The organism is Flavobacterium arundinis, from assembly GCF_038289855.1.
GTDB lineage: Bacteria > Bacteroidota > Bacteroidia > Flavobacteriales > Flavobacteriaceae > Flavobacterium > Flavobacterium arundinis.
On the sequence record NZ_JBBYHR010000003.1, the window covers coordinates 359,519 to 374,309 of the forward strand.

Annotated in this window: 14 protein-coding genes; 10 read left to right on the top strand and 4 right to left on the bottom strand. The window is 43.9% G+C overall.

Annotated features, from left to right (window positions below; all coding sequences use genetic code 11):
- Nucleotides 1–41: 41 nt before the first annotated feature.
- Complete coding sequence (locus tag AAEO56_RS07315; protein WP_341696373.1) at nucleotides 42–896, bottom strand: glycosyltransferase; 855 nt, start codon at nucleotides 894–896, stop codon at nucleotides 42–44.
- 95 nt (nucleotides 897–991) lie between these two features.
- Here AAEO56_RS07315 and AAEO56_RS07320 point away from each other — a divergent pair, with 95 nt between their 5' ends.
- Nucleotides 992–1,762, top strand: coding sequence for a lipopolysaccharide kinase InaA family protein (locus tag AAEO56_RS07320; protein ID WP_341696374.1), 771 nt, complete (start codon nucleotides 992–994; stop codon nucleotides 1,760–1,762).
- 36 nt (nucleotides 1,763–1,798) lie between these two features.
- Entirely contained in the window at nucleotides 1,799–2,608 is an 810-nt protein-coding gene (locus tag AAEO56_RS07325) for a glycosyltransferase family 2 protein (protein WP_341696375.1), read from the top strand.
- Between the two features lie 26 nt (nucleotides 2,609–2,634).
- Here AAEO56_RS07325 and AAEO56_RS07330 read toward each other — a convergent pair whose 3' ends face one another.
- Together AAEO56_RS07330 and AAEO56_RS07335 are read right to left on the bottom strand one after the other, a co-directional pair.
- On the bottom strand, nucleotides 2,635–4,458 hold the full coding sequence (locus AAEO56_RS07330; RefSeq protein ID WP_341696376.1) for a glycosyltransferase family 9 protein: 1,824 nt from the start codon (nucleotides 4,456–4,458) through the stop codon (nucleotides 2,635–2,637).
- 9 nt (nucleotides 4,459–4,467) lie between these two features.
- Nucleotides 4,468–5,283 (bottom strand): 2,3,4,5-tetrahydropyridine-2,6-dicarboxylate N-succinyltransferase, encoded by an 816-nt coding sequence (locus tag AAEO56_RS07335; protein WP_341696377.1) that lies wholly within the window; start codon nucleotides 5,281–5,283, stop codon nucleotides 4,468–4,470.
- Between the two features lie 137 nt (nucleotides 5,284–5,420).
- Between AAEO56_RS07335 and AAEO56_RS07340 the strand changes: the two genes are divergently transcribed.
- The 4 genes from AAEO56_RS07340 to AAEO56_RS07355 all read left to right on the top strand — a co-directional run bounded on the left by AAEO56_RS07340 (nucleotide 5,421) and on the right by AAEO56_RS07355 (nucleotide 8,683).
- Nucleotides 5,421–6,158 carry a class I SAM-dependent methyltransferase gene (locus AAEO56_RS07340; protein ID WP_341696378.1) on the top strand — a complete coding sequence of 246 codons (738 nt, stop codon included), beginning with the start codon at nucleotides 5,421–5,423 and terminating at the stop codon, nucleotides 6,156–6,158.
- Complete coding sequence (locus tag AAEO56_RS07345; protein ID WP_341696379.1) at nucleotides 6,155–6,664, top strand: hypothetical protein; 510 nt, start codon at nucleotides 6,155–6,157, stop codon at nucleotides 6,662–6,664. The genes AAEO56_RS07340 and AAEO56_RS07345 overlap by 4 nt, the downstream gene beginning before the upstream one ends.
- A gap of 1 nt (nucleotide 6,665) precedes the next feature.
- The gene (ruvX, locus tag AAEO56_RS07350; protein ID WP_341696380.1) at nucleotides 6,666–7,082 is read left to right on the top strand and encodes a Holliday junction resolvase RuvX; all 417 of its coding nucleotides are present in this window, start codon (nucleotides 6,666–6,668) and stop codon (nucleotides 7,080–7,082) included.
- Between the two features lie 104 nt (nucleotides 7,083–7,186).
- Nucleotides 7,187–8,683, top strand: a complete 1,497-nt coding sequence (locus AAEO56_RS07355) for a malate:quinone oxidoreductase (protein WP_341696381.1) — start codon at nucleotides 7,187–7,189, stop codon at nucleotides 8,681–8,683.
- 185 nt (nucleotides 8,684–8,868) lie between these two features.
- Here the strand turns inward: AAEO56_RS07355 and AAEO56_RS07360 are convergent, their stop codons facing one another.
- Nucleotides 8,869–11,229 (bottom strand): FUSC family protein, encoded by a 2,361-nt coding sequence (locus AAEO56_RS07360; protein ID WP_341696382.1) that lies wholly within the window; start codon nucleotides 11,227–11,229, stop codon nucleotides 8,869–8,871.
- A 28-nt stretch (nucleotides 11,230–11,257) separates the two neighbouring features.
- On the opposite strand from AAEO56_RS07360, the gene def reads away from it, so the two are divergent.
- The 4 genes from def (at nucleotide 11,258) to AAEO56_RS07380 (ending at nucleotide 14,757) form a co-directional block, all read left to right on the top strand.
- The gene (def, locus tag AAEO56_RS07365) at nucleotides 11,258–11,845 is read left to right on the top strand and encodes a peptide deformylase (protein ID WP_341696383.1); all 588 of its coding nucleotides are present in this window, start codon (nucleotides 11,258–11,260) and stop codon (nucleotides 11,843–11,845) included.
- A 57-nt stretch (nucleotides 11,846–11,902) separates the two neighbouring features.
- Nucleotides 11,903–12,352, top strand: coding sequence for a DUF5606 family protein (locus tag AAEO56_RS07370; RefSeq protein ID WP_341696384.1), 450 nt, complete (start codon nucleotides 11,903–11,905; stop codon nucleotides 12,350–12,352).
- Nucleotides 12,353–12,701: 349 nt separating this feature from the next.
- Entirely contained in the window at nucleotides 12,702–13,475 is a 774-nt protein-coding gene (mazG, locus tag AAEO56_RS07375) for a nucleoside triphosphate pyrophosphohydrolase (RefSeq protein ID WP_341696385.1), read from the top strand.
- Nucleotides 13,476–13,641: 166 nt separating this feature from the next.
- Nucleotides 13,642–14,757, top strand: a complete 1,116-nt coding sequence (locus tag AAEO56_RS07380; protein WP_341696386.1) for a hypothetical protein — start codon at nucleotides 13,642–13,644, stop codon at nucleotides 14,755–14,757.
- Nucleotides 14,758–14,791 lie beyond the last annotated feature (34 nt).

The following is a 14,791-nucleotide window of genomic DNA, read 5'->3' on the forward strand; positions in this document are numbered from 1 at the left end:
TTTTGTAAAATTAGCAATGGATTTTTCGGACAAATGGCTTCCTATTTTTTTAATTTGTAGATGCCTATTGACTTTTTAAAAAGCTTGTTGAACAGCACCCAGTTTACATACAGCCTGTTTTTAAAGCTCGTCCACCGCCATTGGTTAAAGGGCAGCATTTCCCGCCTGATAGTTGCATCTATAGCGTCGGATACTATAAACTCTTTTTTCACGTCGTCCCAATTTATATTGCCGTAACCGTCGAACTCATTTACCTTATTTTTTTCATGGATGATCGAAAGCCACAGCCTTTTTCCGGTCATGTGCTTTATGCGGGTTTCTTTTTTCCAGTGGTTATGGCCTTTGGACCATACGGTCATAGGGTTGTCGTTCTGTTCTATAAGGCTGATAAAGGGGTTATAGATGTGCTCTTTTTTGCCCAGCATGATTACGGGCTTTATTTGTAACGAATAGCCTTTTATAAGGTCAATTACCATATAATCCTGCTTGTCAAACTGCTTTTGCACTTCGTCAATATAATTCCTGGATATGCAGTCGTCGTTATCCAGCATGGATGTAATAAGGTAAGGGCTGCCGGCGGCCTCAGCTGCAATATGCTTTTGTATCTCAGGGTAAAAAGCAGGCATTCCCTCGATATAGAAAATCCTCACGTTTTTGTTGTTCCCTATAATCCTGTCCACCTCTTTCCTGTAGGCTTCGGGCGTAGTTACATCAAAGTAAATAAGCCATTCAAAATTTTTATTTACCTGCGCAGCCACAGAGGGAAAGCAGAAGTTTTCAAACAACCATAAACGGTGCTCCAGCCATTCATCCGTAAGCAGTGTTTCGTTGTTTTTGGTAACGTCCCACATAGGGGTTTTCAGGTTGAAGCGTGTAATGAGATAATGGCTGAACATAGAGCGGCTATAGGTTTAATTTTGGTAAAAATAGCGCAATTATTTGAAGTATAAAGCGCAAAATAGTTACTTTTGTACAAAATTTGCATTTGCTGATGAATAAAACCATCCATCCTGAATTCCTTCCGCAAACACAAGAGATCACCCATATCATCGAAAATTTTGACACCGAAGGTGTTTTATTTATAGACGGCCGTAATAAGATAAAGCTGTTTCCCTTAGGTGGCATGACAGTAAATGTCAAGTCGTTCAGGATACCGAATATCGTTAACAAGGTGGTGTACCGTTTCTTCAGGAAAAGCAAGGCAAGGCGCTCTTATGAGTTTGCCAATATCCTTTTGAAAAAGGGAATAGGTACGCCAAAACCCATAGCCTATTTTGAAAACAAAGGCCCTTTTTCTTTCAGAGACAGTTATTACATGAGCGAACAAATGGAGGCCGACCTCACTTTTCGCCAGCTTATAGAAATCCCTGATTACCCGGAACATGAAATCATAGTAAGGCAGTTTACGCAGTTTACTTTTAAGCTCCACGAACTGGGGATCGAATTCCTTGACCATACGCCGGGGAATACTCTTATAAAAAAGGTTGGGCACGAACGTTACGAATTCTTTTTGGTAGACCTCAACCGTATGAATTTCCATAGCGGTACAATGACACTGAAGCAAAGGGTCATTAATATGGCCAAGCTAACGCCGGAGGTATGGCTGGTGGAACTGATGTCTGATGAATATGCAAAGCTTTACGGAAAGCCTTACGATTCAATTTTAACGCCTATGCTAAAATACACCCAGTATTTTAGTAACCGTTTCTACCGCAAGCGCCGCATTAAGCAAAAGCTTGGGCTGAAAAAAAGAACAGAATAAATATCTTTGTCTCCCAAAAAGTTTAGCCCCTTAAAAATGAAAGCATCGGTTATAATGAGCACCTACAATGCAGAAGAATGGCTTGAAAAAGTTATCTGGGGCTTTAGCGTGCAGACAGAACAGGATTTTGAGATCATTATTGCTGATGATGGCAGCGGGCCTGCTACACGCGAACTTATCGACCGCCTCAGGAAGCAAATCCCTATGGCATTAGTGCATGTATGGCAGGAGGATAATGGCTTTCAGAAAACGCAAATACTCAATAAGGCAATTGTAGCCGCAAAAAGCGACTACCTTATCTTTACGGATGGTGATTGTATTCCCCGCAACGACTTTGTAGCGGTGCACCTTGCCCACGCCAGGGAAGGGTACTTTTTATCTGGTGGGTACTTTAAGTTGCCAATGGCTACCTCTCTGGCTATTAGCAAAGATGATATACTGGCACAACGCTGTTTTGATGTAGCATGGCTGAAACAGCACGGGCTTGCCGCAAAAAAACTGGGCAAGCTCACAGCAAAAGGCTTTAAGGCAAAATGGCTGAATTTTATAACCCCTACCAAAGCCTCATGGAACGGGCATAACGCATCGGCTTTTAAAAAAGAGCTTGTCGCAGTTAACGGCTTTAATACCAAAATGCAATATGGTGGTGAGGACCGCGAACTTGGCGAAAGGCTTTTTAATAAAGGCATCAAAAGCAGGCAGATACGCTACAGTGCTATTTGTATACACCTGGACCATGCCCGTGGCTATGTGAGCGATGAGGCCTGGGAAAACAATAATACAATAAGGGAATATACCCGCAAAAATAAAGTGGTGCGTACACTTACCGGAATAGAAGAATTATAAAAAATTCCGTGGTACAGCTTTAACTGTTATGTGCCAATATTCTTTTCTAAAAAATCAAGCAGCTTATCTTTAAAAAGGGTAAGCTTTAATTTTTTATACAATTCCAGCGAATCTTTCTTGAATTCCTTCGGGTGCCTGTCGCCATATATTTCAGGGTAATAGTCCTGCAGGTGTACGGCACTGTGCTTATCGGTATCGGTAAGCATGTCCCATGAGCTTTTATTGATCCACGGCGAGAAAATAGTAAACGTAGGTACATTAAGCGCTTTGGCCATATTCACTGCGCCCCCTTCATTACCAACAAGTGCACTGCATTGCGAAAGGACAGCCATAAATTCGCGCAATCCCTTTATATAAAGGTCAAATAGTATTCTCTGCTGCGTTTCGGGGCGGCACAGGCTGTATATTTCCCGCGCCTGTTCTACCTGTTTTGGCAGGTAGTTGAAAAGCAGTTGTGCATTGCTGTTTTGTACAGTAAAATCCAGTAGTGCAGCCATTTCCGGTGCAGGCATGCTTTTAATTTCATCACTTCCCAGTAAGCTTATCATGATTACAGGTAAAGATGTATCAAGGCGGGCTTCAAGCACCTTTCTTGCTTCGGCTACTTCGCTTCCGGTAAGGTATATTTTGGGGTAAACAATTGGGTGCTGTTTGCCGGTAAAGGCTTCTGCAAGCTGCATGCGGTGTACCAGCGCCGAGTTGGGCGCCTTCCAGTCGGGTGAAATGGTTTTGTCGTAAAAAAATGACGTATACCATTTTTTGTAGCCTATCCGTATTTTTGCGCCCGAGAACAGCGTGATGATCCCGCTCTCCCATTTGTTATAGGCATCAATAACAGCATCGTATTCCGATTTTCGTATGGCCATGGCAAACCGGAACAAAGCCAGGCGGCTTTTGCGGTATTCTTCCTTAAATACGATGATGTTGTCTATATTGGGATTGTTCTCAATGACTGGTCTTGTAAAATCGTGTACTATATAATCAACCTGTGCAGTGGGGCAATCTTCCTTAAGCAAATCACAGATAATGCTGCTCGTGAGTACATCACCTATCATTTTCTGTTGTATCACCAGGATTTTCTCTCCGCCTTCAGCATACATTTCCTCCAGGTACACATAGCGCATGTACACATGGTGCCCTAGTATTGATGCGATCTCATAGCCGCGCCTTCCATTAATGAATCCGAATTTAAGCACATAATACTTAAAGAAGCGAAAGGCGGGGCGCACGGTGAAATGAAAGATATTCGGCTTTATGCCTTCTTTATAAAATTCTTTGGCTTTGAGTTTTGAATACTGAAGCCTTTTGCTCAAAAAGTCTTCTTTATCTTTAAAGGAATAATGCTGGATAGCATACTTCAATACCCTGCTTTTCCCATTGATAGTGAGTTGCTCATGCACCAGCTTGTCCGAATAACGGCATTTCGATTTGCGAAAAACCCTTGCCGTACGGTCTTCGTTCAGGCTGTTGTTTACCAATGGCCGTCCTTCGTAGTAAAAAATCCGCTTTACCCAAAATGCAACTTCCTCAGGATGGCTGTCTACCGTAGCTACTATTTCTTCAATACCTTTTTGGGTTACCCTTTCATCAGCATCAAAAAATATTACCCAGTCATTTTTGGCCAGGTCTATGGTGTAGTTGCGCTGCGAAGAAAAATCATCAAATACGCGCTGGTAAAAGCGCACATGCGGAAATTCTTCCTTTATGATCTGGGGGGTACGGTCGGTACTATACGAATCGACAACCACGATCTCATCTGCAAACGACATGTTTTGCAGATATTCACGGATATTATGCTCTTCGTTAAAAACTATCGCAAGGGCGGATATTCTTGTGTTGAGTTCACTCATAAGCTATGGTTAAACCGCTACGTCATATTCCCTTAAGGCGTTGTTCAGCGAAGTCTTTAAGTCGGTCGAAGGTTTGCGTTTCCCGATAATAAGCGCACAGGGCACCTGGTATTCGCCGGCAGCAAATTTTTTGGTATAACTGCCAGGTATCACGACACTGCGAGCAGGTACTACACCTTTCATTTCTATCGGCGTATCGCCAGTAACATCTATAATTTTTGTGGAAGCAGTAAGGCACACGTTGGCACCAAGCACAGCTTCGGTTTCTACACGAACGCCTTCTACCACGATACAGCGGGACCCGATGAATGCGCCGTCCTCAATAATAACTGGTGCAGCCTGTAGCGGTTCTAAAACGCCTCCTATACCCACACCTCCGCTAAGGTGAACATTTTTTCCTATCTGTGCGCAACTGCCTACGGTGGCCCAGGTATCTACCATGGTACCCTCGTCTACATAAGCACCTATGTTTACATAGCTTGGCATCAGGATTACGCCCGATGCAATATAGGCCCCGTGGCGTGCAACAGCATTAGGGACCACACGTATGCCTTTTTCTGCATAGCCGCGCTTTAGCGGCATCTTGTCGTGGTACTCAAATATACCGGCCTCAAGGGTTTCCATTTTTTGGATAGGGAAGTACATCACTACGGCCTTTTTCACCCATTCGTTTACCTGCCATCCGCCTTCAACGGGTTCGGCAACACGCAGTTCTCCGGCATCTAAAAGGCCGATTACCGCGCGTATAGCATTGGTAGTTGTTTCATCCTGTAACAGCGACCTGTCATTCCAGGCAGCTTCTATAATGGGTTGTAGAGGGTTCATAGCAATCTGATATTTTCGGCAAAGATAACAATCCGTAATTATTATGGATGCCAAATTTCAAGGAACAAAATACAAATATTTTTCAATGTGGTGCCTTGTTTTGTTATATTTTTTATCTTTATCGTAAACCGCACATAATGAAAGACAACTTCTCCACACAGGCGCAAACCTATGCTAAATTCCGCCCGGGTTATTCGCATGATATCATCAATTATATAGCTTCCTTTACTGCTACTAAAAATCTTGCCCTCGATATAGCGACAGGCAACGGGCAGGTAGCAGCAAAGCTTGCGGGACATTTCAAAACGGTATACGCTACCGACATCAGTGAGAAACAGCTGGAGAATGCTATTCCCGCAGACAATATTATTTACAAATTGGAACGCGCAGAGCATACATCCTTTGATGATAAGATGTTCGACCTTATAACAGTTGCGCAGGCCATACACTGGTTCGATTTTGATGCTTTTTATAAAGAGGTATACCGCATACTGAAACCGGATGGCCTCTTTGTAGTAATGGGTTACGGCCTGTTTTCAACCAATCCCGAAAGCGACCGTATTATCCGTCATTTTCATCAGGAAACACTGGGTGACTACTGGGATCCCGAGCGCAGGTATGTGGATGAGGATTACAAAACGATCCCGTTCCCATTTGAAGAGATCGTAGCAAAGCAATTCTTAGATACGTTTACCTGGACGTTTGAGCACCTTATCGGCTATATCGACTCATGGTCGGCTGTGCAGCATTATATCAAAAAGAACGGCAGCAACCCGGTCGACCTTATTCGCGATGAACTGAAAGAATCCTGGGAGAAAAGCGATGGCAAGGCTGTTTTTCCATTACTTTTGCGCGTAGGTAAATTACGCTTATGAAAAACTTTATACAGATGCTTCTCCTATTGGTATTTGCAACAGGATTTGCGCAGGAAACGAGTAGTCATATAGATGTTGACGACACTGTTGCTATTGAAATGCCGGGAGATGTATATGTGTTGGATACAATTCAGAATGGCATGAAGCTGCTACAATACAGGGCAGATACAAATAACAGTATTTTCCTTATACAACGCGTAAAGATTACGCAGATTTCCGAGCCGTTACCCAAAGAAAGGCTCATAAGCGTGTACAAAGGTCTTTTGGCCGGGCATGCAAAGACATTAGCAGATAATGGTTATGAAATATTGAGGACAACTGAAACGGAAATTAGCGGCCAACCTGCCCGCAGGGTACTTTACGGAAAAAATAAACAACCGTTAGCAGAATTCCTGTTCCTGATAAAAGGGCTGTTTATTTACACTTCGAGTTACTCTAGCGAACAATACTTTGATGAGAAAGTAAGCACGGCATTTCTTGCAGGCATAAAAATTAAACCGGAATAAAATGAGGATACTCGCCATAGACTACGGCCAAAAACGAACAGGGATAGCGGTAACTGATGAGATGCAGATAATCGCTTCAGGGCTAACAACTATTGAGTCGGGTACGGCTATTGATTTTTTGCGGAATTATTTTGCAAAGGAGAAGGTGGAGAAGGTGCTCATTGGCGAGCCTAAGCAGATGAACGGCCAGCCATCAGAAAGCGCACCCATCATTGAAGCCTTTATCGTAAAGTTTAAAGAGCAGTTTCCCGATATGCCACTTGTGCAGGTAGACGAGCGCTTTACCAGCAAAATGGCTTTCCAAACCATGATAGACAGTGGCCTCAAGAAGAAGCAGCGTCAGAATAAAGCGCTGATTGATGAAATTTCGGCAACGATTTTATTACAGGATTACCTATCGCGAAAAAATTTCCTGTAATTACTTCACTTTCGGTAAAAATGGTGGCGTTGCAATGGTAAACGTGCATATTAAGATAATTTTTAGAGAGTTTGGCGGTAAATTTGTGCATCCAAATTTACACGATGTCTACAACCATACAAAATGAACCCGATGTGGTTCTTATAGGCGCCGGAATCATGAGCGCTACCCTGGGTATGTTCCTGAAAGAACTGATGCCCGAAATTACAATAAACATCTATGAAAGGCTTGATGTGGCTGCCGCGGAAAGCAGCGATGCCTGGAACAATGCAGGCACGGGCCACTCGGCTTTCTGCGAACTGAACTACACGCCTGAGCTTCCCGATGGCAGCATCGATACATCCAAAGCTGTGAAGATCGCCGAATCCTTTGAGGCTTCCAAGCAGTTTTGGGCCCATTTGGTGGAAAAAGGCCTGATAAGCAATCCGGAACAGTTTGTACACACAATACCGCACATGAGTTTTGTATGGGGTGCGGAGAATGTGGAATACCTGAAAAAACGCTATGATGCGCTGCAGAAGTTTCCAATCTTCCAGGGAATGGAATATAGCGAAGATCCGGCAGTGATTGCCCAGTGGGCGCCGCTGATTATGGATGGACGCGAAGGCAATGACCCCGTAGCAGCAACGCGCATGAACATTGGTACTGATGTAAATTTCGGCGAGCTTACCCGCGACATGTTTGTATGGCTCGAAAAGCAGGAGGGGATAAACCTCTATTTTGAGCATGAGGTAAAAGGCATCCGCCGCTCGGCTAAGGCGCCCAAATGGAAACTCAAGATAAAAGATATGCATACCGGTGAAAAAACAAGGCCTTATGCCAAGTTTGTATTTATTGGTGCCGGAGGCGGCTCGCTGCACCTGCTTGAAAAAGCTGATATTCCTGAGGGTAAAGGCTTTGGCGGCTTCCCTGTGAGTGGGCAGTGGCTCAAGTGCAACAATCCTGAAGTGATAGCAAAGCATAATGCAAAAGTATATGGCAAGGCTTCGGTAGGTGCGCCGCCAATGTCTGTTCCACATATCGATACCCGGATCATCAACGGCAAAAAAGAATTGCTGTTCGGTCCCTATGCCGGCTTTAGTACTAAATTTTTAAAGAATGGCTCGTATTTCGACCTGCCACTTTCGATACAATTAAATAACATAGGGCCGATGCTTTCCGCAGGCTTCCACAATATTCCGCTAACAAAATACCTTATTGAGCAGGTTACCCAAAGCCGCGAAGACCGTCTTGAAGCCCTTAAAGAATACCTTCCTGAAGCAAAGATGGAAGACTGGGAACTGGAAACCGCCGGGCAGCGTGTACAGGTGATCAAGAAAGATGAAAAAGAAGGCGGTAAGCTGGAATTCGGCACCGAGGTTATCAACAGCGCAGATGGTTCGCTGGCGGTATTGCTAGGTGCGTCCCCGGGGGCATCAACGGCGGTCTCCATTATGCTTGATGTTATAGAACGCTGCTTCCCGGAAGAGATGCAAAGCGCCGAATGGAAAAATAAGCTTCGTGAAATGATTCCATCTCACGGGCAATCACTAAATGATAACCCGCAATTCCTTAAAGCGATGCGGGAACATACCAGTGAGGTGTTGGGGTTGGTGAATTAGCAGGAAGTAGGGAGGTCGGATGTCGGAAGTCCGATGCAACGTGGATGATAAAACGATGTTTCAGAGACGCATTGAATGCGTCTAATGTACTGTTGAGTGCTGTTGTGCGAAACGCAGGAACTGCGTCTCTACATAAATGTATCCAACAATTTCCAGCTTCGGACTTGCGACCTCCGACAAAAAAACTACTTCACCAATTCCATCTGCCTTGCAGCCTTCACGATCTTTTCCGATAAGCTATTCAGCCATACCAATTGCTCTATTACCAAATGGGCTTCCTCCATTTTTAACCTTAATTCTTCCTCTTCGGTCAAATGCTCCTCGCGAAGTTCGCGGGCGCGGATGTTTTTGAGTTCGGTAAAGCGCATGGCAAGCTCTTCGTTTTGGGATTGCTGCGCTTCTCGTACCTGCATGTCCATATTGAGCAGCGCAATAGCATGGTCGAGGTTGCGGATCACCGTATTTACAACCACATTAAATGCTTCGGAAGCTTTGTAGGTCTTATGAGATTGTATATAGGTGCCAAGCGATGCCAGGGATGATAGCAGCGTATGGTTGAGCACCGCCAGTTTATAGACCTGCTGCTGCTGTTTTTGCTTCGACTTTGGCTCCTGTACCATCCGTTGGTAGGACGACATGAGGTTGCCCAATTCGATAAAAGCACTCTTACGGGCAAGTCTGTAGGAGGTTGTTACATTGCCTTTGTGGTTATAATATTGGGAAATTTCTTCAAGGTAGTTCCGGTTGGCTTCAATAGATTTTTTGATGAATCCCGGCAGGTTGATAAACTCCCACGAAGGCCAAAGAAAGTAATTGGCGACAAAAGCCAGCAACGCACCCACGCCGGTATCTATGATACGGTATTGGATAACGTCGGTGAAGTTCGGATTCAGCATACCGTACACGAAGATCACATAGATCGTTACAAATGTAGCCCCGATACGGTAATTGATGGCTGTGAATGCAAAACCTAATATCATGCACACAATGGCCAGTGTACCTATAATAATGCTGTGATGCACAAAACTCAAAAAGGCAAACGCTATGACACCGCCGGTTATGGTACCAACGATTCTCTGGAACGACCTTTGTTTTGTAAGTCCGTAGCCGGGACGCATAATAACTACTATTGTCAGGAGTATCCAATATACGTTTTGCAATGGGAATACAAGCCCTATGGTGAACCCTATGGCAATAGTCAGCGTGAGCCGCAGCGAATGCCTGAATATCGTTGACGAGAAGCTGAGGTTTTCGCGTAGTGTATGCCACGGGTAATATTCAGGGGTAAGGAATTTTTCAAGGTCCTTATCACGCCCTTTAAGGTCTTTGAAGTCGATCTTATTGGTAAATGCCCGTTCAATGATCTTTATCCGCTCTATCTGTTTTTCGGCATAGTGCAGCATATTCGACAACATCCACACCCCTTCCGACGCGGCTTCTTTACCCAGTTCAGACTCATATCTGGCGATGGCTTGCTCCAGTGCTTCGACATCCTGTAGCAACTGATGCTTTGCAACATATTTTTTCCGGTTAAGGATGCTTTTTGAAATCCTTTTCAGGGTTGATGCCAGATTGTAGGCAAGGTTTTGGTAGGTATTCAGGACCTGAGGGTGCGCGCTGAATTTCTGGTGCAACTTGCTATGGTCAAAGGATGTGGACAGTGCCAGCTCCAGTATTTCCATAAGAGATATAAATACCAGCAGCATCTTTCGGCTGCGGTTTGAATTTCCGGCGTTATTCCGGTTACGGAGCAATATTTCCCGCAGGTTTTCGTGGGTGGTGTTTATCTCTACCTGAAGGTGCAATTGCTTTTCTACAATCGCAGCCCTGTTGGCATCAACATTCCAAAGGTCGCCGCGCAGCTTCATGTATTTTGAGGTCAGCTTCATACATTCCGCCACCTGCAGTTCGGTATACCGGTGCGGGCTCAGGAAATTGAACGTTACTGAAATAAACGTATAAAACAACCCACCGGCAAGTACCAGGCCCACATAAGCCGGGATCTCCCATCCGGTATGGATATGTCCTGAACCCAATGCCAGCGCCAAAAGGCCGGAAAAGGATACCATGTTGGCACGCTGCCCATAGACCGATATCATTGAAAGGAAAAAAACCAGTACGATTACCACCGGGTAGAAAACCCACGGATAGGGATGGAGCGTATTAACAGCCAGCATACATCCCGCAACAATAAACGAAGCCGTGAGCAAACCCTTGGTCCGGTGCGCAAGGTTGCTGGGGATATCAGCCGGATAGGTCAGGAAAGCGCCTATGGCAATAGTAAACCCTGTCTCAAAATGCCCGAACTGGGCGAGGATAAGCACAGGCAGCACGGCAGCGACCGTTACGGTCACAGCCTTGGTAAAATTCGTGCTGTCGGCAAATTGCCTTATCTTCTCGATCATGAAAAATGGGTATGCCGCAAAGGTACTAAATGCCGCATCATTCTTCCGGAGCATGCGTGAATTGTCACAAAACTTTAGCATTTCAGCAAGCAGCAGGGAATCATTTTTATTTATTACTTTTGCAGTCCGTAAAAGGGGCATTGCGACTGATTTAAAAGATATTTGAATTATGATATTACCGATTATAGGATACGGCGACCCGGTGCTCAGGAAAAAAGGAGTTGATATCGCTAAAGATGATCCGAACCTTAAGCAAATCGTAGCCGATATGTACGAGACCATGTATAATGCATTTGGTGTTGGCCTTGCAGCGCCGCAGGTAGGCCTCGCCATCCGATTGTTTATTGTAGATACCAGTCCTTTCAGTGATGATGATGACCTTCCGAAAGAAGAGCAGGAGCAGTTAGCGAATTTCAAAAAAACGTTTATCAACCCTGTAATGCTTAAAGAAGAAGGCGAGGAGTGGGGCTTTAACGAAGGCTGCCTGAGCATTCCTGAGGTGCGTGAGGACGTGTACCGCCACGAAAAGATCACGATAGAATATTACGATGAAGATTTTAATAAGCACACCGATGTGTATGACGGGCTTATTGCCAGGGTAATACAGCATGAGTACGACCATATTGAGGGTATTTTGTTTACCGATAAAATATCGTCACTGAAAAAGCGTTTGATACAAAAGAAACTCCAGAACATCATGGAGGGCAAGACAAGGCCGGATTATAAAATGAAATTTATCGCCAAAAAAGGCAGGTAATTTTTTGTTTTTAAAGCCAAACATTAGATATTTGCCATCCTTATAAAAAAAAGAAAAATGAGTGTTGAAAAAATATTAGCTATCTCAGGGAAACCGGGATTGTACGAACTGAAGATCCAAACGCGCACAGGTTTTGTAGCAGAATCGCTTATCGACGGTAAAAAAATAACTGTTGGTATGAGGAGCAACGTGAGCCTGTTATCTGAAATATCAGTATATACGTATGATGGCGAGATAAAGCTTTCAGAGGTATTCCGCGCCATCGCAGAAAAGGAAGATAACGGCCCGGCGATCTCGCACAAAGAAGACAACGCAAAACTGGAGTCGTATTTCAGGGAAGTACTTCCTGAGTTTGATGAGGACAGGGTATATGCGTCTGATATTAAAAAAATACTCAACTGGTATAACATGCTTCAGGCAAAAGGGCTTGTTTCGAAAGAAGCGCCTGCTGTTGCTGCCCCGTCTGCAGAAGAAGCGCCTGCCGAAGAAGTGAAAACCGAAGAATAATTCAATCTTACTTATATAATTAATTGGTCCTGCTTTTTGTTTTCAAAAGGCAGGATTTTTTATTGGGAAAGTCAGAAGAAAATGTCAGGATAATTTAGGAAAAGGAAGAACAGTCCTGTTATTAATATTATTCCAATAATGAAATACCAGTAAGACTGTAGCCTGTTGCGTAATATTAATTTTATTATTACACATATAACCAAAGTGATAAGTAACGCAGCTATCAGTACACCCATCATCAAAGACTCGATATTTCCGGTAAGTGCAATCATTTTTAAATTGTTGTTTCCAAATATAACATAAATAGGATTACGCGGTAAAGTTTTCTAATTTTGCCAAAATTCTCACCATGAACACACGCCAGCAACAGCTCGATGCCTTTAACAGGCTGCTCGATATAATGGACGACCTCCGCGAAAAATGCCCATGGGACAAAAAGCAGACCCTGCAAAGCCTTCGCCACCTTACCATTGAGGAAACTTATGAGTTAGGCGATGCCATCCTCGATAACAACCTTCAGGAAATAAAAAAAGAGCTGGGCGATATATTGCTGCACATTGTATTCTATGCTAAAATAGGCAGCGAGACAGGTGATTTCGATATTGCCGATGTGGCCAACGAGATATGCGATAAGCTCATACATCGCCATCCTCATATCTACAGCGATGTTGTCGTGGCCGATGAAGAGGAAGTAAAGCAAAACTGGGAAAAGCTGAAGCTGAAGGAAGGTAAGAAATCGGTATTGGAAGGCGTGCCCAAAAGCCTGCCAGCATTGGTAAAGGCGAGCCGCATTCAGGACAAGGCAAAAGGCGTTGGCTTCGACTGGGAAGAGCCGCACCAGGTGTGGGACAAAGTGCAGGAAGAGATCGAAGAATTTCAGGAAGAGGTAAAGAACGGCGATACCGATAAAATTGAATCGGAGTTTGGCGATGTGTTATTTTCCATGATTAACTATGCGCGGTTCCTCAACATCAACCCGGAAGATGCCCTCGAGCGCACCAATAAAAAGTTTATCAAGCGATTTATGTACCTCGAAAGCAAGGCAGGCGAACTCGGCAAGCCATTAGCCGATATGACCCTCGCCGAAATGGATGTTTTCTGGAACGAAGCAAAAAAGTTATAATTTAAATTTAAACCATATAGGCACATAGATTTGATCGTAAAAATGAAGGCACTCGTTTTTCATAGGAAAACATCCTGTTGGAGCGAAGCTTCAAACTATGTGAAATTATTTTTCCCGCTTCAATTTATGCAGTTAAGCCTATGTATCTGTGTGGTTAGTATCAGTTATGAGTAAGACATTATTATTATTACTATTTTCAGCATTTTCGTTCGGGCAAAAGATGCCCGTTGCCGATCTGCAGATCAAAATAGCGCCCGGCGCTACCGAAGAGCTTATGTATGGCTTCGCCGATGGCGACAGGATCATTTTTACAATAGAAGCTGATGGCAGTGTTATCAATGAGGTTACAGTGACAGAATATCCTGCTGCGCTAAAGTACAAAGGCCAAAATGTAAAGGAAGAAAAAAAGGAATTTACGGTACAGGGCAATTCGGTATATGTTTTCAGGTTTGCCAATACCACTAAAGGCAAGAGGAACTGCAACGTAACGATCCAGCGCGTACCAAAAAGATCTGAAAATAAGAATTTCAATACTGCTGTAAAATGGGTTAAGGTCCAGGATACGGTATGGAACTCTGTTACTAAAGATGTCATGACGGGTTATGATACGCTGTATGTACAAAAAACAAGGCGCGTTATAGCTCTCGAAAAGAAATACGAAGAAATGATCTTCGACAAAAGCCAGCGTGTCAATGCAAAGACAAGTCTTGGTGATACCAAGGCCTCGGTAAGCTTTTCGCTTCCTGTCAATACAATTACCAAAGATGAAACCAAAAAAGTGGTGGCATGGGCCTACTGGGTTGGTGTTGGCAAAGAAAGCAATGAATTCTGGAACCAGAACAGGAAAATGATAGCGGGAGCGGTACAGGGTGTGGCAACTTATTTTACAACACCATTGGGCGGCATAGCAGCAGGTGCGATCACCAATCTTATGATGCCCGTAAACGGTGAGGACGTAGAATATGCATTGGTAAACGAACAGAACAATAAACTGTTCCTGCAAGACAGGCCTTATAAATCCTTCGACAGCGGCAAAGGGATTGCGGGCTATAAGCGAATTACAGAAACCGACAAGTTACAGGGAAAATTTGTTATAGCACTTGCTAATGACAACTTTGTGCAGCCACTTGATGTAAACGTAAAAGTTTCAGCAATCATTGAGCATATCAAATATAAAGACGAAAAATATACCGACAAATCCATAGCGCCCAGATATGAAAAGAAAATCATGCGGGAGCCATCTATAGTTATGAGGGAAATACCTGTTCCGTATGGTAAATAACAAAGCCCGGTTATTTTGTGAAAATAGTAAGCCC